This window comes from Campylobacter sp. RKI_CA19_01122, from assembly GCF_025771325.1.
GTDB classification, from domain to species: Bacteria; Campylobacterota; Campylobacteria; order Campylobacterales; family Campylobacteraceae; genus Campylobacter_D; species Campylobacter_D lari_D.
In genome coordinates this window covers 1-21,251 of record NZ_JAKMPZ010000002.1, presented here as the reverse complement: position 1 = coordinate 21,251, position 21,251 = coordinate 1, and the positions used below count along the sequence as shown (strand labels likewise).

21 protein-coding genes and 1 tRNA gene are annotated in these 21,251 nt (G+C 29.2%); 13 read left to right on the top strand and 9 right to left on the bottom strand.

What is annotated here, in order from left to right; all coding sequences use genetic code 11:
• Position 1: 1 nt before the first annotated feature.
• The 3 genes from L8U37_RS01410 to L8U37_RS01400 form a co-directional block, all read right to left on the bottom strand.
• Positions 2 to 77 (bottom strand) — tRNA-Val (locus tag L8U37_RS01410).
• A 48-nt stretch (positions 78 to 125) separates the two neighbouring features.
• Positions 126 to 1,316: a replication-associated recombination protein A gene (locus L8U37_RS01405; RefSeq protein ID WP_263728406.1), complete on the bottom strand. Its 1,191-nt coding sequence runs from the start codon at positions 1,314 to 1,316 to the stop codon at positions 126 to 128.
• On the bottom strand, positions 1,313 to 2,488 hold the full coding sequence (locus L8U37_RS01400) for a DUF945 family protein (protein ID WP_133319072.1): 1,176 nt from the start codon (positions 2,486 to 2,488) through the stop codon (positions 1,313 to 1,315). Before L8U37_RS01400 ends, L8U37_RS01405 begins: the two co-directional genes overlap by 4 nt.
• A 131-nt stretch (positions 2,489 to 2,619) precedes the next feature.
• On the opposite strand from L8U37_RS01400, the gene glmM reads away from it, so the two are divergent.
• Genes glmM through hemJ form a run of 3 tightly spaced genes read left to right on the top strand, consistent with a single transcriptional unit; the run spans position 2,620 to position 4,848 of the window.
• Positions 2,620 to 3,957, top strand: coding sequence for a phosphoglucosamine mutase (gene glmM / locus L8U37_RS01395; RefSeq protein ID WP_039629248.1), 1,338 nt, complete (start codon positions 2,620 to 2,622; stop codon positions 3,955 to 3,957).
• Positions 3,950 to 4,405, top strand: coding sequence for a signal peptidase II (gene lspA / locus L8U37_RS01390; RefSeq protein ID WP_220566945.1), 456 nt, complete (start codon positions 3,950 to 3,952; stop codon positions 4,403 to 4,405). The genes glmM and lspA overlap by 8 nt, the downstream gene beginning before the upstream one ends.
• Positions 4,399 to 4,848, top strand: coding sequence for a protoporphyrinogen oxidase HemJ (gene hemJ, locus L8U37_RS01385; RefSeq protein ID WP_039629243.1), 450 nt, complete (start codon positions 4,399 to 4,401; stop codon positions 4,846 to 4,848). The genes lspA and hemJ overlap by 7 nt, the downstream gene beginning before the upstream one ends.
• A gap of 21 nt (positions 4,849 to 4,869) precedes the next feature.
• Here hemJ and L8U37_RS01380 read toward each other — a convergent pair whose 3' ends face one another.
• Positions 4,870 to 6,207: a coproporphyrinogen III oxidase family protein gene (locus L8U37_RS01380; RefSeq protein ID WP_220566944.1), complete on the bottom strand. Its 1,338-nt coding sequence runs from the start codon at positions 6,205 to 6,207 to the stop codon at positions 4,870 to 4,872.
• Positions 6,208 to 6,282: 75 nt separating this feature from the next.
• Here L8U37_RS01380 and L8U37_RS01375 point away from each other — a divergent pair, with 75 nt between their 5' ends.
• Entirely contained in the window at positions 6,283 to 6,474 is a 192-nt protein-coding gene (locus L8U37_RS01375) for a mini-MOMP protein (RefSeq protein ID WP_133319069.1), read from the top strand.
• Between the two features lie 17 nt (positions 6,475 to 6,491).
• Here L8U37_RS01375 and L8U37_RS01370 read toward each other — a convergent pair whose 3' ends face one another.
• The 5 genes from L8U37_RS01370 to ccoG form a co-directional block, all read right to left on the bottom strand.
• On the bottom strand, positions 6,492 to 7,934 hold the full coding sequence (locus tag L8U37_RS01370) for an efflux transporter outer membrane subunit (protein ID WP_263670030.1): 1,443 nt from the start codon (positions 7,932 to 7,934) through the stop codon (positions 6,492 to 6,494).
• Positions 7,927 to 11,049: an efflux RND transporter permease subunit gene (locus L8U37_RS01365; RefSeq protein WP_263660428.1), complete on the bottom strand. Its 3,123-nt coding sequence runs from the start codon at positions 11,047 to 11,049 to the stop codon at positions 7,927 to 7,929. Before L8U37_RS01365 ends, L8U37_RS01370 begins: the two co-directional genes overlap by 8 nt.
• Entirely contained in the window at positions 11,049 to 12,146 is a 1,098-nt protein-coding gene (locus L8U37_RS01360) for an efflux RND transporter periplasmic adaptor subunit (protein ID WP_133319066.1), read from the bottom strand. The genes L8U37_RS01365 and L8U37_RS01360 overlap by 1 nt, the downstream gene beginning before the upstream one ends.
• An 83-nt stretch (positions 12,147 to 12,229) precedes the next feature.
• Entirely contained in the window at positions 12,230 to 12,853 is a 624-nt protein-coding gene (locus tag L8U37_RS01355) for a TetR/AcrR family transcriptional regulator (protein ID WP_133319065.1), read from the bottom strand.
• Position 12,854: 1 nt separating this feature from the next.
• On the bottom strand, positions 12,855 to 14,228 hold the full coding sequence (ccoG, locus tag L8U37_RS01350) for a cytochrome c oxidase accessory protein CcoG (RefSeq protein WP_263728405.1): 1,374 nt from the start codon (positions 14,226 to 14,228) through the stop codon (positions 12,855 to 12,857).
• A gap of 185 nt (positions 14,229 to 14,413) precedes the next feature.
• On the opposite strand from ccoG, the gene rpsU reads away from it, so the two are divergent.
• The 9 genes from rpsU (at position 14,414) to L8U37_RS01305 (ending at position 21,250) form a co-directional block, all read left to right on the top strand.
• On the top strand, positions 14,414 to 14,626 hold the full coding sequence (gene rpsU, locus L8U37_RS01345; RefSeq protein ID WP_002780697.1) for a 30S ribosomal protein S21: 213 nt from the start codon (positions 14,414 to 14,416) through the stop codon (positions 14,624 to 14,626).
• 43 nt (positions 14,627 to 14,669) lie between these two features.
• Positions 14,670 to 15,275 (top strand): LysE family transporter, encoded by a 606-nt coding sequence (locus tag L8U37_RS01340; RefSeq protein WP_263659242.1) that lies wholly within the window; start codon positions 14,670 to 14,672, stop codon positions 15,273 to 15,275.
• 76 nt (positions 15,276 to 15,351) lie between these two features.
• Positions 15,352 to 15,972 (top strand): UPF0323 family lipoprotein, encoded by a 621-nt coding sequence (locus L8U37_RS01335; RefSeq protein ID WP_133319062.1) that lies wholly within the window; start codon positions 15,352 to 15,354, stop codon positions 15,970 to 15,972.
• Between the two features lie 11 nt (positions 15,973 to 15,983).
• Positions 15,984 to 17,156 carry a glutathionylspermidine synthase family protein gene (locus L8U37_RS01330; protein WP_263728404.1) on the top strand — a complete coding sequence of 391 codons (1,173 nt, stop codon included), beginning with the start codon at positions 15,984 to 15,986 and terminating at the stop codon, positions 17,154 to 17,156.
• A 3-nt stretch (positions 17,157 to 17,159) separates the two neighbouring features.
• Positions 17,160 to 18,092, top strand: a complete 933-nt coding sequence (locus L8U37_RS01325) for a D-2-hydroxyacid dehydrogenase (RefSeq protein WP_263728403.1) — start codon at positions 17,160 to 17,162, stop codon at positions 18,090 to 18,092.
• Positions 18,082 to 18,573 (top strand): YajQ family cyclic di-GMP-binding protein, encoded by a 492-nt coding sequence (locus tag L8U37_RS01320; RefSeq protein ID WP_263728402.1) that lies wholly within the window; start codon positions 18,082 to 18,084, stop codon positions 18,571 to 18,573. The genes L8U37_RS01325 and L8U37_RS01320 overlap by 11 nt, the downstream gene beginning before the upstream one ends.
• Positions 18,570 to 19,049 carry a hypothetical protein gene (locus L8U37_RS01315; RefSeq protein WP_263728401.1) on the top strand — a complete coding sequence of 160 codons (480 nt, stop codon included), beginning with the start codon at positions 18,570 to 18,572 and terminating at the stop codon, positions 19,047 to 19,049. The genes L8U37_RS01320 and L8U37_RS01315 overlap by 4 nt, the downstream gene beginning before the upstream one ends.
• A gap of 8 nt (positions 19,050 to 19,057) precedes the next feature.
• Positions 19,058 to 20,770, top strand: a complete 1,713-nt coding sequence (locus L8U37_RS01310) for an ATP-binding protein (protein ID WP_220566935.1) — start codon at positions 19,058 to 19,060, stop codon at positions 20,768 to 20,770.
• A 60-nt stretch (positions 20,771 to 20,830) separates the two neighbouring features.
• A complete protein-coding gene (locus L8U37_RS01305) occupies positions 20,831 to 21,250 on the top strand; it encodes a PepSY-like domain-containing protein (RefSeq protein WP_133319056.1) in 420 nt (139 codons plus the stop codon).
• Position 21,251: the final 1 nt, after the last annotated feature.

Sequence of the window (21,251 nt, the reverse complement as noted above, 5' to 3'; positions counted from 1 at the left end):
ATGGTGGCTCCGATTGGACTTGAACCAACGACCACCACCATGTCAAGGTGGTGCTCTACCAACTGAGCTACGGAACCTTAAAAAAACAAAAATTATATAAAAATATTTTTACATTGTGCTTAAATTTATGTTTTAGATTTTTTCATATCATTTAACCATAAGTCTAGCTGTGCTTCAAAGCCTATGCCTTTGCTATGATAAAATTTCAAGTCTTTTTCTAGGTATCTTTGCTTAACCCAGCCTCCAAAATCATGCGGGTAAAGGTAGTTTTTTCTTTGTGGGTTGTTATTATCAAGATAGGGAAGTATTTTTAATGCAGGATTATTTTGTACATAATTTAGTGCTTCATTTATAGCAAGGTAGCTTGAGTTTGACTTGGGCGAACTTGCTAAAAATATCACACATTGAGCTAAGATGATTCTAGCTTCAGGATAGCCTATGTTTTTTACTGCTATGAGTGTGCTTGTGGCTAGATTAAGTGCTTGTGGGTTTGCATTTGAGATATCTTCACTTGCAAATATCACTAATCTTCTAGCGATGAAATCCGCACTTTCACCCCCATCGATCAGCCTCGCAAGATAATACAAACTCGCATCCACATCACTTCCTCTTAAACTTTTTATCATAGAACTAGCTAGTCTATAGTGTGTATCTTTACTTGAAGTGCCATCGCTTAAAACATTTGCTCTTAATTTTTTTAAAGTTTCAAGCGTGATATGAGTGCTATCTAAAGCCAAAGCAAACTCACATAAATTTAAAAAGCTTCTTGCATCATTTGCACTAGAAGTGATTAAAAAGTCTTTAGCATCATCATCGATTTTACATTGGAGTTTTTCTTGCACTTTTGTGGCAAGTTTTTCTAAGTCTTTATACTCTAAACCTTTAAATTCAAAAAGCATACTTCTGCTTCTTATGCCTGAAGTTAAAGTAAAGTAGGGGTTTTCAGTGCTTGCGCCTATGAAAAGGCATTTTTGATTTTCCAAAGGGATTAAAAGCATTTCTTGTTGGGTTTTTGAAAGCCTATGTACCTCATCAATAAATATCAAAGGTTTATATAAAGAATTTTCATAATTACTTAGTATTTTTCTAAGCTCTTCAAGTTTAAAATTCCCTCCATCAAATTCATAAAAATCAAGTTTATACTCATACGCTATTGCTCTTGCAAAAGAAGTCTTCCCGCAACCTGCTGGGCCAAAAAATACACTATGAGGGAGTTTTGAAACTTGTATGAATTTTTTAAAAATTTCTACTAAATTTTCTTGTCCTAAAACCTCATCTAAAGTTTTAGGACGAAAAGTTAAGCTTAAATTTGTCATTGTGGATTTATGGTAAGTCTTTCACCATTAATGATAGTTGTAACATCACTTTTATTAGAATCATCATAGATAAAATCAAGCATATAAGAGCCATTATTGTCTACGAAATAAGTATCAAAATTTGCAAAATCAGGCCAAATTTGACTAGGAAGAATTTCTGTGTTTGCATGAAATTGTGATTTTATATTGTTTTCAGTGAAAATAGTTTGTCCATTTGCGTCAAATTTTTTACCTTCTTTTTCAAAACTTAGATTATTTAAGATGATTTGTGGGTTTGCTTTTAAAAACTGACTTGCCAAAAGCATCATAGAAAAAATATCAGTGTTTGAATTTTGCATTAAGCTATCATAAGCTTTTTTAGAAAGATTATTAAAATTCATATCTAAATTAATATTATTTAACATAAAGTTTTCATTTGCAAGATTAAATTTAGCTAAATCTAGTTTTAAAACACTATCATAATCGTTTTGAACATTTTGAGCTGTTTTTGCAAAAATTTTTAATTTATCAAAGTCAAAAGCAATAGAACTTATAAAACTAGCACTATCAATGCTTATATTTTGTTCACTATTTCTACTAGGACTAAAGATATCATTAAAGCTTAATTTTTGTATAGGAAATTCAGAAATTTTGATATTTTTTGCTTCTAATTTTTCTTTATGAGATAGTTGTTCTAATAAAACATAACCTAGATTAAGTTCCATATTTTTTACAAATTCATCAGAACCTATAATCTTAAATGATGTATTATTTAAAACTAAATTTGTATCATTGCGTGTGAAATTAATATCATTTATTTTTGCATTGATGTTAATGTCACCACCTTTGACGCTAACTAAGATTTTAAAGATTTCTTCGTTTGGAAAAATGCCTTTTAAGTCTTCATTTTCATTTAAAATAGAAACGATAGCATTATTACTTGCAAAAAAATTATTGGAAAAATCCACATTCACTTTAAAACTATAAGGTAAATCATTAAGTGTAGCTATAAAACTTCCTTTGGAATTTAAAAGTCCTTTAGTGTAATTAGTATCTTCAACATTATAATATGCTGTATCTTGACTCATTTGTGCAAAGATTTTTTCATTGATTGAGTTAATATAAGAAGCTGAGGTAAAAAACCCTATAACTAGTAAAATTACTACTACAACCCCTGCGATGATTTTTTTCATTCATTTTCCTTAAGTGAAATTTTAAAAATTATATATTTTTATTACTAACTAATGCTTATAAAATTCTCACATTTATACATTACTTAACTTTTTTACTTATAATTGCACTATTTAAAATCAAAGGTAAAAAAATGAAACTTTTTGGAACAGATGGAGTACGCGGTAAAGCAGGGGAGTTTTTGGATTCGTTTTTAGCTATGCGTTTGGCTATGGCTGCTGGAATTTATTTTAAAGACAAAGCCCTTACAAATAATATCTTAGTAGGAAAAGACACAAGAAGAAGCGGTTATATGATAGAAAATGCTATCGTTTCAGGGCTTACTTCTATAGGATATAATGTTATAGAAATAGGCCCTATGCCAACACCTGCTATTGCGTTTTTAACTGAAGATATGCGTTGTGATGCAGGGATTATGATATCAGCTTCGCATAATCCTTACTATGATAATGGTATTAAATTTTTTGATGCACATGGAAATAAACTTGATGAACAAGCAGAGGCAAAAATAGAAGAAATTTATTTTAACGATAAACTCATAGAAGAAGCAAGAACAACAAAATCACAAATTGGGCAAGCAAAAAGAATTGATGATGTGATAGGAAGATATATTGTTTCTATAAAAAATTCTTTTCCTAAAGAGCTGACTTTAAAGTCTTTACGCGTTGTGTTAGATGTGGCTCATGGAGCTTCTTATAAGGTAGCACCTACGGTTTTTAAAGAACTTGGTGCAGATGTGATTGTGATCAATGATAAGCCAAATGGTTTAAATATCAATGAAAATTGCGGGGCTTTACATCCTTTAAATTTAGCTTTAGAGGTAAAGAAATTTAGAGCAGATGTGGGTTTTGCTTTTGATGGGGATGCAGATCGTTTGGTTGTTGTGGATGAAAAAGGCGAAGTAGCTCATGGAGATAGTCTTTTGGGTGTTTTAGCTTTATTTTTGAAAAAACAAGGCAAGTTAAAATCAAGTGTAGTTAGCACTATAATGAGCAATGGTGCTTTAAAAGAGTTCTTAACTAAACATAAAATCACACATGAAACTTGCAATGTAGGCGATAAATATGTACTTGAAAAACTCAAAGAATGCGGTGGAAATTTTGGTGGTGAGCAGAGTGGGCATATTATTTTTAGTGATTATGCAAAAACTGGAGATGGTTTGGTAGCTGCTTTACAATTTAGTGCTTTAATGCTAAGTGAAGCAAAAAGTGCAAGTGAAATTTTAAATCAAGTTAAACCTTACCCACAGCTTTTGCATAATCTTAAAATTTCAGAGAAAAAAGACTTAAGTAAGCTTGCAGGCTTAGAAGAGTTGAAAAAAGATTTAGAAAAAAAAGGAATTGCTAGTTTGTTTAGGTATTCAGGTACAGAAAATTTAATACGCTTATTACTTGAAGCAAAAGATATTAAGCTTTTAGAAAAAGAAATGAAAGCTGTTGAAAGCTTTTTTATGAAAGCATTGAATGCTTAAAATTTTATCTTTAAAATTTTGGCTTGTTTTTGCTTTAGTTTTTATACTAGATCAAGTAAGTAAGTATTTGTTTTTGCAAGGGCTTGAGTATAAGGGTGAATTTTTTGATTTAGTTTTAACCTATAATACCGGTGTAGCCTTTTCAATGTTTGCATTTTTAGGAGAGTATTTAAAATACATACAACTTGTTTTTATTTTGGCTTTGTTTGTGTATTTGCTTTATCAAAAAGAATTTTTTAAAACACATTTGATCGCTTTTGCTATTATGCTATCTGCTGGGTGTTCAAATTTACTTGATCGCTTTGTGCATATAGGTGTGGTGGATTTTGTATTTTGGCATAAGTGGTTTGAATTTGCTGTGTTTAATTTAGCTGATGTGATGATAAACATTAGTGTAGCTTTGATTTTAATAAAAGAAATTTTTAATAAAAAAGGAGAAAAATGTTAGATTTTTTAACTGACTGGTATTTGTGGATTAAAATGGTGCATTATTTAGCTTTTGTTTCTTGGATGGCTGGATTGTTTTATTTACCAAGACTTTTTGTCTATCATACAGAGCATAAAGATAATAAAGGCTTTGTAGAAGTGGTAAAAATTCAAGAAAGAAAATTGTATTTTTATATCCAAACTCCTGCGATGATAGTAACTTTAATAAGTGGAAGTTTGATGTTGCATGTAAATAAAGTTTTGATGGTTGGATCAGGATTTATGCATGCTAAATTAACCTGTGCTTTGCTTTTGATTATTTATCATTTGCAAAATTATTATTATTTAAAACAACTTCAAAATGATACTTGCAAAAAGAGTGGGAAATTTTTTAGAGCTTATAATGAAATTCCAACGATATTATTTATAATTATCGCTATTATGATGGTGGTAAGACCATTTTAGTAAAAAGCCTTTAAAGGCTTTTTATCCTTTAAACTCCATACTTTTAAAATCAAGTGGATCAACATTTTCTTGCATGATATTAATGTGTTCTTTATCTTGTAAGCGTTTATTATCTCTAAATACAGCACGCACTAAATCCATACCAGTGTAAAAATCTTTCATTAATACCATAAACAAATAACGCCCAAATTCACTTGTGTATAAAGTATTATTTTCTTTTTTTATAGCCTTGCTTAGCTTAAGACCTAAAAGTTCTATGAAAAGATCTTTTTCTAAATTGCAATCTAAAGTTTTATTAAATTTATCGATCTCGATTTTACCTGCAAACATTTCAGTTAAAAAGACATATTTGATGATTTCTTTTTTACCAAAATTAGCTTTAGCAATATTTGCATTTTGTTTTTCTTTTACGAGTTTAGAATAATCATTTAAATTAAAAGCATTGATTAAAAGCTCTCCATCTAAAAAGCTAAAAGCCCCACTTCCCACGCCTAAATACTCATGATGGCTACTTACATACTCATCATTAAAGCTACTTTTTTCTAAAGAAAATGACCATGCATTATTTCTTTCATAATCTTTGAAAAAATCTATAATGATTTTATAAAACTCAAATTCATTATCTTTAAAACTTACTCCTAGAGTTTTTGCGATATTATCTTTTGTGAGGTTTGATTTCATTAAAGGATAAGTTGTGATTTGTTGAGGTTTTAAATTTTTGGCTATTTCTAAATCATTGAGTAATTGCTCTTTAGTTTGAGAAGGAAAGTTAAAAATCAAATCAAGACTCATAATAGGAAGCACACCTATAGCTTTAGAAAGCTTTTCTTGAAGCTCTTTGCTTGAACCAAATTTATGATATCTTGCTACTTTTTTTAAAGTATCATCATCAAAACTTTGTATACCACAACTTAAACGATCTATAAGCCCTTTAAACATTTCTAGCTTTTTAGGTTCGATATGATTAGGATCGCTCTCACAAGAAATTTCTTTAATATTAAATAATTTTTTGCAAAGTTCTAAAGTTTTAGCAAGTTCTTCTTCATTAATTAAAGTAGTACCACCACCCACATACATAGAAGTAAAATCAAATCCTTTGTCTTTGATTTGTTTGATTTCTTCTCTTAAGCTTTCAAAATATCTTTTTGCTAAATCTTCACTATAATAATACTTATGAAAACTACAATATGGACAAAAAGTATGGCAAAATGGTATATGAGCATAGAGCATATAAGTTTTTTTTGGATTAACTTTTTTTTCTTGTCCTTCTTTTAAAAGTTTCACATCAAAACCATTCTCTAAAGATTTTTGCATGGCTTTATGTGAGTAAGAAAGAGCTAAGTTTTGTAAAAAATTCATATTTTTCCTAAAAATTTCATTTTGTAGTTATTTAAAAAGACTATAATTGTATCATATTTTTACAAAGGCTTTATAATGAAAAATATTTTTATAGCATTTTTTATATTTTTATTAGGACTTATAAGCGTGTCAAATTCTGCACCTTTAGATGAAATTTTTCAAGATGTTAATGTTTCAGGTAATATGCGTTATCGTTTTGAGCATAATAGCCCAAAAGATAGAGGAAATAATAATTTTAATCAAAGAATTCAAATTCAAATGCATTAACAACTAAGCCTTAAGGCTCAGTTGTTATAAAAGTTTTCTTTTAAGTTTTCTTCCATAGCTTTGATATTTTCTTTTGATTCTTCTTTAGCGTTAAATCCACCACCAAAGGCTTTCATAACATCTACAATGGAATTTGCAAGCTCATAAGATGAGTTAGTATAAGAAAGTTTAGCATTTAGGTAATTTCTTTGATCTTGTAAAAAATCAGCTAAATTAATCACGCCATTTTCATATCTTAAGGTAGAAATTTCATAAATTTTACTTTGAGCTAGAAATAAATTTTTATAATTTTGCTCATTTTCATAATAGCTTTGGCGGTTAAATAAAGCAAGTCTTATTTCTCCAAAGGCTGTTTTTAAGGTGTTTTCATATTGTAAAAACGCTTCATCTTTGGTAAGTTTTGCGATATTAACATTATTCATAATCTCACCCCAATGAAAAATCGGCATTGCAAAATTTCCAGCTACATTCCAAGTATTACTTCCATGTTTAACTAAAAGATCTAAATCATTACTTTGAAAACCCAAAAGTCCTGTTAAAGAAAGGTTTGGTAAAAATGCAGTTCTGGCTACTCCAACAAGATAGTTTTTTTCTTCTAAAATTTTTAAACTAGCTTGTATATCAGGTCTTTGAAGTAAAATTTCACTACCAATACCTTCAGGTATGCTAAGCTCGTATTGTCCTATTTTTTTATACTCTATGCTATTATAAAGTATATCATCAATATCATTTGAAGTTAAGATTTTTAAAGCTTTGGTATTAGCTTCTTTTTGAATTTTAGCATTTGTGAGTAAAACTCTTGAATTTTCAAGTTCAGCTTTAAATTTGTTAAGCTCATACTCACTAATTACTCCAAGTTTAAAATGCTCTAATTTTAACTCATAAGTTTTTTGATAACTTTGGGTTGTTTCTTCTAAAATTTTTACTTGCTCACTTAAGCTTGCTAGATTAAAATAAGTTTTTACTACATTAGAAATTAAGCTTAATCTTGCACTTTCATAGTCAAACTCACTAGCTTGTAATTTTGCTTTTGAAGCATTATAAGTATCTCTGTATTTACCCCATAAATCTACTTCATAACTTAAATTTAAACCCATATTAAAATCATTGCCATAGACAAATTCATTACTTTTGTTGCTTGGAGCATTGATACTAGTTTTTGCTCTTGCTCCGCTAGCACTTCCATCTAGTTTAGGAAGTAGATCACTTCTTGCTATACCTAAAGCTTCATAAGCTTTTTGTAAATTCATATATGCAATTTGCAAGTCGTTATTGTTTTTTAAAGCTTGATCGACTAAGGTGTTTAAATAATTATCATCAAAAGCTTTCCACCATTGTTTGTTAATGCTAATGTTTTGATCTAAGCTTTTAGTGTAATTTACATCTTTAATTTCTAAATTTGGTTTTAAACTGCAAGCTGTTATTAAAAAACAACTTGCAAAAATTATTAACTTACGCATTGATTTTACCTCTTTTTTTATCAAGCCATTTATTAAAACTTTCTAGTAAATAGAAAAATAAAGGTACAAAGAAAATGGCTATAGTAGAAGCTGCTATCATACCACCTATAATACCTGTACCTATCGCATGGCGGCTTGCACTTCCTGCTCCATATGCAAAGAAAAGCGGTAAAATACCACAAATAAATGCCAATGAAGTCATTACAATAGGTCTAAATCTCAATTTTGCTGCACTAATAGAAGCTTCAAAAATACTCTTTCCTTTTTTAAGATGCTCTTCCATAGCAAATTCAACAATCAAAATGGCATTTTTAGCAGAAAGGCCTATTAAAAGTAAAAGTCCTGTTTGAAAATATATATCATTTTCTAATCCTCTAAGCCATACAAAAAGCAAAGAGCCAAATACCGCAAAAGGCACAGCCGTAATTACTGCTAAAGGCATGAGCCATCTTTCATATTGTGCTGCTAGAATTAAAAATACAAATAATAGTCCTAGCATAAATGCTATTTGTCCAGCACCGCTACTTGTAACTTCTTGATAAGCTGAACCTGACCAAGCAATAGAATAATCCTCTCCTAAAGTTTCTTTTGCCACTTGTGCAATTGCATCAATGGCTTGTCCTGAAGTATAGCCAGGAGCAGGATCACCTTGCACTAAAGCCGATGGAAACATATTAAAGCGTTTTACATCATCAGGACCAACACTTCTTTGTAATGTTAAAACGCTATCTAGAGCTATCATAGAACCATCTTTTGATCTAACAAAGATGTTTTTTAAAGCATTTTGAGTATTTCTAAAATCTCCAATTGCGCTTATATTTACACGATAATTTTTTCCAAGCATAGAAAAATCATTTACATAATAAGTTCCTATGGTGGCATTTAGAGTGCTAAATACATCAGCTAAATTTAAACCATAAAGTTTTACTTTATCGCGATCAATTTCTAGTTTTAATTGCGGAAAATTAGTATCAAGCGTTGTTCTTACATTGTGAAGTTCGGGACGCTTGTTTGCTGCTTCAACTAATTTATTTACATCAATTTGAATTTGATCATAACTTTTTCCGCTACGATTTTGTGCATACATCTCAAAACCACCAGTTAAGCTTAAACCTTGGATTGGTGGTGGATTAACAAAGAAAGTTTGAAAATTTGGATTTAAGAAGTATTGTTTGTTATAAGATCCAACTAAATCAAAACTACTAATATCTCTATCATCCCAATTTTTCAAATTAACAAACATTGCGCCAGAATTTTCTTTTAAAGAACCTGTAAAAAGATCATAGCCTATAAGTCCTACCACATTAGTTACATTCTCATTTTTGCGGATTTCTTCTGCCATAGCATCCATTGATTGAGTAGTTCTATTAAGCGAAGATGCTGCGGGTAGATTGACAATAGTTAAAAAGTTTCCTTGATCTTCATTTGGAACAAGTGAATTTGGAACAAGTTTGAAAAGTCCATATAAACCACCCAAAAAGATTACAAAAATTAACATAAAACGCACTGTTCTTTTAAGTATATAAGCCACACCAGCGCCAAAAACTTCGGTAGACCAATCAAAAATATCATTAAATTTTTTCACAAAGTAAAAAGGTTCACCTTCATTTCTTCTTAAAAAAATTGCACATAAAGAAGGAGTTAGTGTTAAAGCTACAAAGCCTGATATAGTAACAGATATTGCTAAGGTTATGGCAAATTGTTTTTGGATTTCTCCCACAAAACCTGATATAAATGAAACGGGTATGAAAACCGCACAAAGTACAAGAACTATAGAAACAACAGGTGCAGCAACTTCATCCATAGCTTTAATAGCTGCTTCTTTTATGCTTATATTTGGATCTTCATGCATAATTCTATCGATATTTTCAACTACTATAATTGCATCATCAACAACAATACCAATAGCCAATACTAAGGCAAAAAGCGTAAGTAGATTGATACTAAAACCTAAGACATATAATCCTGCAAAAGTTCCCAAAATAGAAACAGGAACAGCAATCATTGGTATAATAGTTGAGCGGAAATTTTTTAAGAACAAATACATTACAATTACAACTAAAATTAATGCTTCAAAGAAAGTTTTTACCACTTCTTTAATGGAAGCTTTAATAAATATAGTTGTATCATAAGGCACTTTATAAGTTAATCCTTCAGGGAAATTTTTAGAAAGTTCTTCAAATTTTTTCTGCACTAATTCTGCTGTATTTACAGCATTTGCTCCGGTTTGTAAGAAAATCAAAATAGGAGTAGCGTCATTTCCGTTTAATCTACCTTTAAAAGTATATTCTCTTGATCCTAAAGAAACTTCGGCTACATCTTTAAGTCTTAAAAAAGAGCCATCACTATTTGCTCTTATGATAATATCTTCAAATTCTTTAGTATTTTTTAATCTTCCTTGCATAGTTACTGAATACACATAAGGAGATCTTTCCACCACAGGTTCTTGACCTATCTTACCAGTAGCATATTGAGCATTTTGCTCGCTAACTGCAGCAATAACATCAGTTGCAGTAACTTGATATTTGTTTAATAAATCAGGATTAAGCCAAATTCTCATAGAATAATTTCTTGCACCAATAGCTACGGCATTACCCACACCAGGAACCCTAGCAAGATCATCTAAAATATTTAATGCAGCATAATTATACACTTCGAGTGAATCCATAGAGCCATCAGGAGAATATAAAGTAGCAACTTCTAATATACTTGAACCAGTTTTTCTTACACTAACACCAGTTTTTTTAACATCTTCAGGTAGTTTTGCCATAGCAGCTGAAATTCTATTATTAACATCAACTGTTGCTTGGTCAGGATCTGTACCTATATTAAAATATACACTTAAGCTCATATCTCCTGAAGAGCTTGAAGTTGAATCCATATAAATCATATTTTCAACCCCATTGATTGCATCTTCAAGAGGAATAGCCACCGTTTGAGCCACCGTTTGAGCATCAGCTCCTGAGTAAGTTGCACTTACCTTAACAACGGGTGGAGTTAAGGAAGGATATTGCTCCACGGGTAAAGAATAAAGTCCTATAATACCTGCTAAAGAAATGATAATAGCTACAACAGAAGCAAATACAGGTCTTTCTATAAAGAATTTAGAAAACATTATTTATTCTCCATTACGCTAACACTTGCACCAGGACGGATTTTTTTGAAGTTATTTAAAATCACTTTATCCCCATTTTTTAAGCCCTTATCAATAATTGCTTTATCAGAAGTTTGATAAATAACATTAACAATAGTTTTAACTACTTTTCCATCTACAAGGGTATAAACATAAGTAGCACTATCATCTTGCAAAAGCGCAACTTGAGGAATTTCAAAACCATCTTTTTGAACAAAACCACCAACATGAACATTTGCAAAAGAGCCAGGCATTAAGTTTGAATTGTTGTTATCAAAAATAGCCTTTGCTTTTACTCCACCACTATGAGTATCTATAACGCTATCTACGAAATATAATTTTCCATTGAAAAGTTCTCCACCAACATTAGCTTGTACTTGGATATTTTCTAATTTCCAATTGCCGCTTTGAATATTTTTATTCATATTGATTTTATCTACATCAGAAATATAAAAATCTGCAAAAATTGGGTTAATGTTTGTAATGCGTACAAGTTCAGTAGATGAAGCATTTACATAATCACCCACATCCATTAATGCATCACCTAAAATTCCATCAAAAGGAGCACTTACTATGGTGTATTTTAAGTCTAATCTTGCATTAGCAAGTTTTGCTCTAGCGCTTTCTAGATTAGCTTTTGTGGAGTTAAATTTAGCTAAACTTGCATCAAATTCTTTTTGTGAAATAGCATTTTTTTCTATTAAAATACTATCTCTTTTAAAATTTTTTTCAGCATCATCAAAATTAGCTCTTGCTACCAAAGCTTCTCCATAAGCCATATTTACACTTGCTTGGTATTTGTCAGGTTCTATAAGAAAAAGCTTATCGCCTTTTTTTACAGCTTGACCACTTTTGAAGTATTTTGCTTTGATTTCACCGCTTACTTTAGGTTTGACTACTACATCTAATTCAGTACTTAATCTCGCAGGATAAGTAAATTCTAAAGGTAAATTAGCACTTTGCATAGTCATAATACTAACAGGTTGAGGAGGGAGTTGTTTAACTTGTGCATTCTTATCATCTGAACATGCTATAAAGATAAGAGAAGCGCAAGCTAGAGTTAAAAGTTTTGTTTTCATTTGTTTCCTTAAGTTATTTATTTAGCTAAATAAAAAGTAATTTATATTACAAAATTAATAAATACTATTTTATCAATCTTTAGTTAATTAAAATTAACAAGACCTTGAGTAAAAAGCTTTACGATTTTTTTTGCGTGGCTTTGTTGTTCTTTTTTATTCATTGAAACTTTATTTTCAAAAGTGCTTTGTATAAAAAATGTCCCTCTAAGCATAGCGCAAAAAGTATAACTTAAAAATTCAGCATTTTGAGCTAAAATTTCATTTTCTTCTTCAAATCTTTTTCGAAGAACATATTCTACTTCTTTTCTATTGCTTCCTTTAAACCATTTTCCAAAATCAAATTTTTCATTATAAATTTCAGAATACAAAAGTCTTACTATAGCTATAGTTTTGGTGTCGTTAAAAATCCCTAAATAAGCTTTTGCAAATTGATATAAGAATTCTTCTAAATTAGCATCAGGTGAAAGTCGCATATTTTTTTTCAAAATAGCTAAAAAATGATTTTCTGCAAAATCATTTAAAACCGCTTCAAATAAACCTTCTTTACTTTTAAAATGCTCATATACGCAAGAAAAAGATCCACCAGCTTGTTTGATAATATCTTTAAGATTAGTTGCTTCGTAGCCATTTTTTAAAAATGACTCCGCAGCGATTTGTTTGATTTTTTCAAGCCTTGCTTGAGATTTTGAAGAAATTCTTTTTTTCATTTTAGTATTTTTTATGCTCTATGATAGAATTTTTAGGATATACAAAATTACTCTCGCGTAATATGACAATATTTTTATCATCAAGTGCATAGGCTTTGATGGTTAATGGTATTACAGTGTCTTTTCTATCATTATCGGCTAGTTTTTTAGTAGCTTTTAAAACAACTATATGTTTATCTTTTTCGCCAGCTTTTAGTTTAAAAGATTTTTTAGGTCTAATGATTTCTAAGCCATCTTCAATGCCTTGTAATTTCACATCAAAATAATACTCATGAGTTTTATTATCGGTGTTTTGAAATAAAAATACATAAGCATTACTAATAATTAATTCTCCATCATGGGTTTTTCTGATTTGATAAAGCTCACTAGAACGGTTGATATTTAAAAGCATATTTTCTTTTTTACTTCCCATTAAAACTAAAGCCACAAAAACACCACACAAAACAACTAAATATCCAATAGTTCTAAATCTAAAATATTTTACTTTTTCCCTTGTTTCAATAGCTTTTGCACTAGTCCAATTAATTAAGCTAGGACGATTAAATTTGGCTTGAACTTTTGAACAAGCATCGGCACATTCAAGACAATTAATACACTCAAGTTGCATTCCTTGGCGTATATCTATATGTGTAGGACAAATTTTTACACAGGCTTCACATCCTATACATTCACCTTGTGGCGGCTTTTGATAAAGTTTGGTATGTCCATCATAAATCGCACCTCCTCTTTTATCATCATATATTACTTGAACGGTGTTATTATCAAACATTACAGATTGAATTCTTGCATAAGGACATACATAAACACAAAATTTTTCACCCAAATATACTATATCAAAAGTAAAAGCCAAAGAAGCACAAAATAAAATCCCTAAAAGCAATAAATGATCAGCAGGATTTTGAATGTATGTAAAAAAATCTTCAGGTGGTACAAAATACCATAAAAATGCACTCATCATTAACAATGAAAAAAGATAAAAAATCACAATACTTAAAGCTTTTTTGACGAAAAATCCACTGACTTGCTTTTGTTTATTTGCTGTGCTTTTATGAATTTTAAAGATTTTTGTTTGTAAAAGATCTCTATAAATAACTCTAGCAATAGTTTGAGGACAGCTCCAAGCACACCAAATTCTTCCTGCTAAAGTAGTAACAAAAAGTATAGTTAAAAACATACCCATGATAACAAAAGGCATTAAATACAGCTCTTGAGTATCAAAAGCGATAAAAAATAAATTAAGTTTTTTATGATCAAAGCTTAATAAAAAGAAATGATTTCCATTTATTTTTATAAAAGGTAGTGCTATAAAAATGATCATAGAAATGATATAAGCTATATATCTTTTTTTAGTATAGTTTGTGATGTGAGCATTCATTTTATTTTCCTTAGAAATATTTCTTTATATTGTAGTATTAGAAAAATTAAATCAAACTTTGTCTTAATTAATAATTTATATTTAATTTTTATTTATATAATTATTACAAAAATAAGTTTTATTTTCAAGAAAATTATGATATAATCTTTATTTTAAAATTTATTTAAAGAAAGGTGGTGAGGGTCGTGCCAGGAATCAAGGTACATCCTAATGAGTCTTTTGATGAAGCGTATAGAAAATTCAAAAAGCAAGTAGATAGAAATCTAGTTGTTACTGAAGTTCGCGCTAGAAGATTTTTTGAGCCTATGACTGAAATTCGCAAAAAACAAAAAATTTCAGCACGCAAAAAAATGCTTAAAAGACTTTATATGCTTAGACGCTACGAGTCAAGACTCTAATACCAAAAAAGCCGAGAAATCGGCTTTCTTCGTTAAAATATTTATGTTTTTTTGGATTATAATTATTCATTTTTTCGGACTTATTTTACCAGGACCTGATTTTTTCTTAGTAAGTTCATATGCATTAAGAGAAGGGGTTAAAAGTGCTTTAAAGGCAAGCTTGGGAGTAAGTTTAGCTGTTAGTATATGGATTATACTTTCTATACTCGGATTAAATGTCGTTTTTCATAAATTCCCATTTTTACAAATTATACTATCAAGTTTTGGAGCATTTTATCTTTTGTATTTATCTTTTAAGATTTACAAGAATACAAAAAATGACAAAATTAAAGTTCAAAAAACTTATATATCTGCATTTTTAAGTGGAATGATTACAAATTTATCTAATCCTAAAGCAATTTTTTATTTCGCCAGTGTTTTTGCAAGTTTTGATTTTACACAAATGCGATGGATGCTGATAGTCTTGATATTTGTTTTGATTTTAGAAACTATAATTTATTTTTCTTTGATTTCTTTATTATTTTCTAAACCATTTATGGTAAGAATTTATCAAAAGAATTTAAAACTTATTGATTATCTAAGTGCTTTTATATTTTTTGCTTTTGCTGTGTTTATTTTAAGTAGTAATTTAATGACTATGATAAACTAAAACAATTAATTTTTATTAATACTTTTTTTGTTAAAATCTTATTAAGTTAAATTTATAAATTTTTATAGGAAAGATTATGAAACACATTAAAACTATACTCAAACTTAGTATGATAAGTGGTATTGCTGCAATTAGTGCAGGTGCTTTAAGTGCATGTAGTAATAATACAAATGATTCTAGCAATAACGCTTTAAGTCAAGCGGCAAATACTCAAGGGGCCTTTGTTATTATTGAAGAAACCGCTCCAAATCAATACAAAATCAAAGATCAATTTCCAAGTGATGAAACTAGGGTAGTCTTAAAACAACTTGATGGAACTGAAAGGGTTTTAAGCAAAGAAGAAATGGATAAATTAATCCAAGAAGAAGCTGCTAAAATAGACAATGGTACTTCAAATTTAACAAATCCAAACAATGCTCAAATGAGTAGCGGTGGGCTTTCTTTAGGCGAGACATTGCTTGCGAGTGCGGCTGGAGCTATTTTGGGAAGTTGGATAGGTTCAAAGCTTTTTAACAATCAAAATTTTGCAAATCAACAAAGAGGAGCATTTTCAAATCAAAGTGCTTATCAAAGAAGTGTAAATAGCTTTAATAAAGCAAGTACAAGTGCTACTTCAGGATCAAATGCAAAAAAATCAGGCTTTTTTGGTGGTGGCTCTAAAGCTACTTCAAGCTCTACAAATTCTTTTGGCTCTTAAAAGGTGAAAAAATGAATTTTTTAAAAGTAAATCCTTTAGAAAAATCTTATTTAGAGCAAATAGGTTTTTCATGGCATACGGATAATGATGGAAGTGATTATTTAGATTCTAATTTAGTTTGCGTAAGGGAAGATGAAGCAAATGCATACTACGAAGCAGTTAATGAGCTTTATGATATGTTTGTAGCTGCTGCGCAAGAAGTGATTGATAATGATCGTTTTGACGAGCTTGGAATTCCTTTTAATTTGGTTGATGCGATTAAGATGAGTTGGGAAAATGATGTGCATTGGCATTTATATGGTAGGTTTGACTTAGCAGGTGGGCTTGATGGTAAGCCTATAAAACTAATAGAATTTAATGCTGATACTCCAACATCTTTATTTGAAAGTGCTATTTTGCAATGGGCTATTTTAAAGCAAAACAACCTAGATGAAAGCTCGCAATTTAATAATATATATGAAGCTTTAAGAGATAATTTTAAAAGACTTATAACCTTAGAAGAAGATGTAAGTGAATTTGAAAAATATTATGAAGGTTGGAAAATATTGTTTTCTTCAATTGCAGGTAGTGATGAGGATATGATTACAACAAAACTTTTAGCACACATTGCTAGTGAAGCTGGTTTTGAGAGTGAATTTTCTTATATTGATGAGGTAGAATTTTCACCCGAAGGAATTTTTAAAAATAATGTAAATTTTGAGTATTTTTTCAAACTCATTCCTTGGGAAAGTATAGCTATAGAAGAGGGTGAACTTGCTATGCTCTTAACTCAAATTATGCAAAATCAAAAAGCAATTATTTTAAATCCTGCTTATACTTTACTTTTTCAAAGCAAGGGTATAATGAAAATTTTATGGGAGCTTTATCCAAATCATCCTTTATTGCTTGAAACAAGTGATGAACCTTTAGTGGGTAAAAAATGTGTTAAAAAGCCTGTTTTTGGTAGAGAAGGAGCAAATGTTTCTATTATAGAAGCTAATGGAGATATAAGTTTTGAAACAAGTGGAGATTATCAAAACAATCGTTTTGTGTATCAAGAATTTGCTGAGTTTAATCAAAATGAAAATGATTATTATCAAGCAGGAGTTTTCTTTGCTTATGAGGGTTGTGGTTTAGGTTTTAGAAAAGGTGGTTTGGTGCTTGATAATTATTCTAAATTTGTAGGGCACATTGTTAAAGGATAAAAAATGAAAATAGTATGTTTAGATGCTGCTACTTTAGGTGGAACTGATTTAACAGCTTTTGAAAGTATTGGGGAATTTATAAGTTATGAACTTACATCTAAAGATGAGGTTATCTCAAGAATATCTGATGCACAAGTTGTGATGATAAATAAAGTCATCATTGATCAAGAAGTTATAGATAACACCAATTTAAAGCTCATTTTGCAGCTTGGCACAGGGGTAAATAATATAGATGTAGCTTATGCAAATTCTAAAGGTATAATAGTAAAAAATGCAGCTGGGTATTCTACCAAAAGTGTTTTAAGTCATACATTTGCTTTGCTTTTTGCTTTTTTAAATCAAATCCCATATTATGATGGATGGACCAAACAAGGGCTTTGGGTAAAAAGCCCAATATTCACTGATTTTAGTAGAACTTTACATACTCTAACAGGAAAAAAACATGGTATTATAGGGCTTGGAGTTATAGGTAAAGAGGTAGCTAAGGCTTCGCAAATATTTGGAGCAAATGTTTGTTATTATTCTACCTCAGGGGTTAATAATGATGATACATATGAGAAAGTAAGCCTTGAAGAGCTTTTACAAACTTCTGATGTGATAAGTATCCATGCACCTTTAAATGAAAAAACAAAAAATTTATTAAACAAGAAAGAATTAATGCTTTTAAAAGATGAGGCCATTTTAATTAATGTAGGTCGTGGTGGGATTATTAATGAAGTAGATTTAGCTCAAATTATGGATGAAAAAAATATTAGAGTAGGGCTTGATGTACTTGAAGTAGAACCTATGGTTGAAAATCATCCTTTGCTTAATATAAAAAATAAAGAAAATTTAATTATCACTCCACATGTTGCATGGGCTAGTGAAGAATCCATACAAAATTTAGTCCAAATCGTATTTAATAATCTTAAGGAGTTTATAGAAAATGGCAAATGAACATAGTTTTGATATTAGTGGGGAAATTGACAAACAAGAGCTAAAAAATGCTTTAGAGCAAGCTAAAAAAGAGCTTGATGGCAGATATGATTTAAAAGGCATTAAAAGTGAAATAGAGCTAAATGAAAAAGAAAGTATTTATAAGCTTACTTGTTCAAGCGAGGCAAAAATTGAAGTGCTAAAAGATATTGTTATTTCAAAACTTATCAAAAGAGGGATTAACCCTAATGGTATTAAAGAGTTAAACAGGGAGAGTGGAGCAAATTTTAGATTGAATTTAAAAGTTAATGATGCCATTGATGCTGATAGTGCTAAGAAGATTAATAAAGCTATAAAAGATAGTAAGCTAAAGGTAACTTCAAGTATTAGAGGCAATGAAATTCGCGTAGTTGGTAAGCAAATTGATGATTTACAAAGCGTGATGAAAATAGTAAAAGAGTTAAATTTAGAACTTAATCTTAGTTTTAAAAACCTTAAATGATAAAGTCACTTCAAATAATTTTTTTGTGTTTTGTATGTGTTTTTTTAAGCTCTTGTGCTTTAAAAAGTAAAACACAATCACAAAGTGCTTATATTGTTTTAAAAATCCCTCAATTTAGATTTGCTGATTACGGCTTTTTATATGAGGGAAAAAATTTTACAAGTTTAGAACTTTATAGTGCCTCTAAGGCTTTACTTGAGTTAAAAATCATGGATAAAATTTGCATTAATGGTGTATGTTATGCAAAAACTTTTTTTAATAAAAGATTTTTTAATAATGAATATTATGATGATTTTTTGCAAGATTTAATTTACAAAAAACCTATTTTTTATGGGAAAAATAAGCAAATCACTTCTTGTGGTTTTACTCAAAATATTATAAGCAAAAATTATGATATTTTTTATGAGGTTTGTGATAAAAATATGAGTTTTAGTGACAAAAAATCTAAAATTAAATTTAGCATAAAATCAATATAAAGGAAAATATGAAAGATTTAAAACTTTTTCTTAATGATACTTTTAAAAGCAATATTTATAAAAACTTACAATGCAGTGAAGATGAAATTTTAATTTTAAAGCATTTGTGTAAAAATTATTTACAAGCAAATGTAAGCATTAATGCCTATAATCTTCTTAGTGAAGTTTTTAAAAATGATGAATATGAGTATTTAGATCATTTAAAAGATCTTAAAAATCTTATAGAAAAAGGTTTTATTATTCAAATTTTTTCTGATTTTAAATCGAGTAAAAACTCAAGTTTATTTTTAAATTTGTTACAATGCGAGTTAAGTTTAAGTGAGGTTTTTTTACAAATTTTAGAAAATAAAACTATACAAGATTTTATGCAAGATCAAATTTATGAAGATCATATTGCATATTTAAAAGATGAATTTTTTAAAATCGAGCTATATCAAAGATTGCGTTTTTTTGCTAAAAGCTCTCAAAGTAAGAATATTAAAAAAGATATAGCTATATTTGAAGCATATATTAAAGAGCGTTTAAAAAAGAGTAAAATTTCTAATGTTTTGGCAGATATTTTTAAAGAGTATGCTTTAAACGATAAAGAATGTTTGATATTTATTAGTTTGTTAAAAGAAGAGTATTTGCTAAACACTGAAAATTCTTATAGTAGAGATTTTAATTTTTTACTTCATTTAATTAGCGAAGATGATGTTCAAAAACAAGAAAACAAAGTCTTACTAGAAGAAGATTCTAAGCTACTTAGTTCAAATCTTTTAGAATATGATGAATTTGTTAATTCTTTGGGTGATATAACTAAGATTTTTTATTTAAGTGATGATATTTTACAAAGAATTATTAATTTTAAAGAACCAAAGAAGAATAAAAAAATTAAACTTCAAAATTTAGTTAAAGAACAAGATATTTTTGAGCTAATTGAGCCAAATATTAATATAGATGATGTTATTATGCCCCAAAGCACTAAAGATCTATTGGAAAGTATATTAAAACAACAAGATAAAAAGGTTTTAGAAAGATTAAATAAATGGGGTATAAAAACAAATAAAAACATAGAAGCTAAGATAATTTTCTATGGTCCTGCTGGCACGGGTAAGACTATGAGTGCGCTAAGTATGGCAAAAGCTATGAAAAAATCTATTTTGAGTTTTGATTGTTCTAAAATTTTAAGCAAATATGTGGGCGAGAGTGAGCAAAATGTAAGAAAAATTTTTGATACTTATAAAGAGCTTTGTCAAACAAGCAAACAAAGTCCTATTTTGCTTTTAAATGAAGCTGATCAATTTTTAAGTACTAGGGTAGAAAGTAGTGGCGGTGCTGATAAAATGCACAATCAAATGCAAAATATTTTTCTAGAACAAATTGAGCGTTTTAGTGGAGTTATTATAGCTACGACTAATTTTTTAGAAAGTTTAGATGTGGCTTTTTCAAGAAGATTTGAATATAAAATAGAATTTAAAAAGCCAAATTACGAACAACGCTTGATGATATGGCAAAAAGCTTTACCTAAAAATGCTAAATTTGATGATAATTTTGATTTAAAAAACCTTGCTTTGTATGAGCTAAGTGGAGCTCAAATTGCTATGGTAGTTAAAAATACAGCTTTGAAAGCAGCTATTTCTAAGGACGGTGTTTTTAAAATGAGTGATTTTTTACATACAATAGAAAAAGAAATAGAATCTTCATTTGATAAAAATAAAATAGTTGGTTTTAAAAATTAAATTCACATAAATTTCACAAGCAGTTAATATCATTTTTTACTTTTATTTAAAGGAGAAAAAATGAAAATAAAATTAATGTTAGCTAGTTTAGTTTGTGCAAGTTCTATGTTTGCAGATATGGTTGTAAGTCCAAATGCTCTACCTCAAAAAGCTCAAGAGTTTTTAAACACTCATTTTAAAGGTGTAAATGTAGGTTATGTAAAACAAGATGTAGATTCTTATGAAGTAAATTTAGTTGATGGGACTGAAATTGACTTTATCATCAATGGAGACTGGAAAGAAGTTGATGGTAAATACAAAGGCATTCCAACAGGATTTATCCCAAAAGAAATTATTGCAAAAGTACAAGCAGTACAACCAAATGCAGCTATTGTAGAAGTAGATAAAAAAATAAATGGCTATAAATTTAGAACAAACAATATGATGGAAATTTATACAGATTTTAAAGGTAATATTTTAGGCCAAAAATTCGACGATTAAT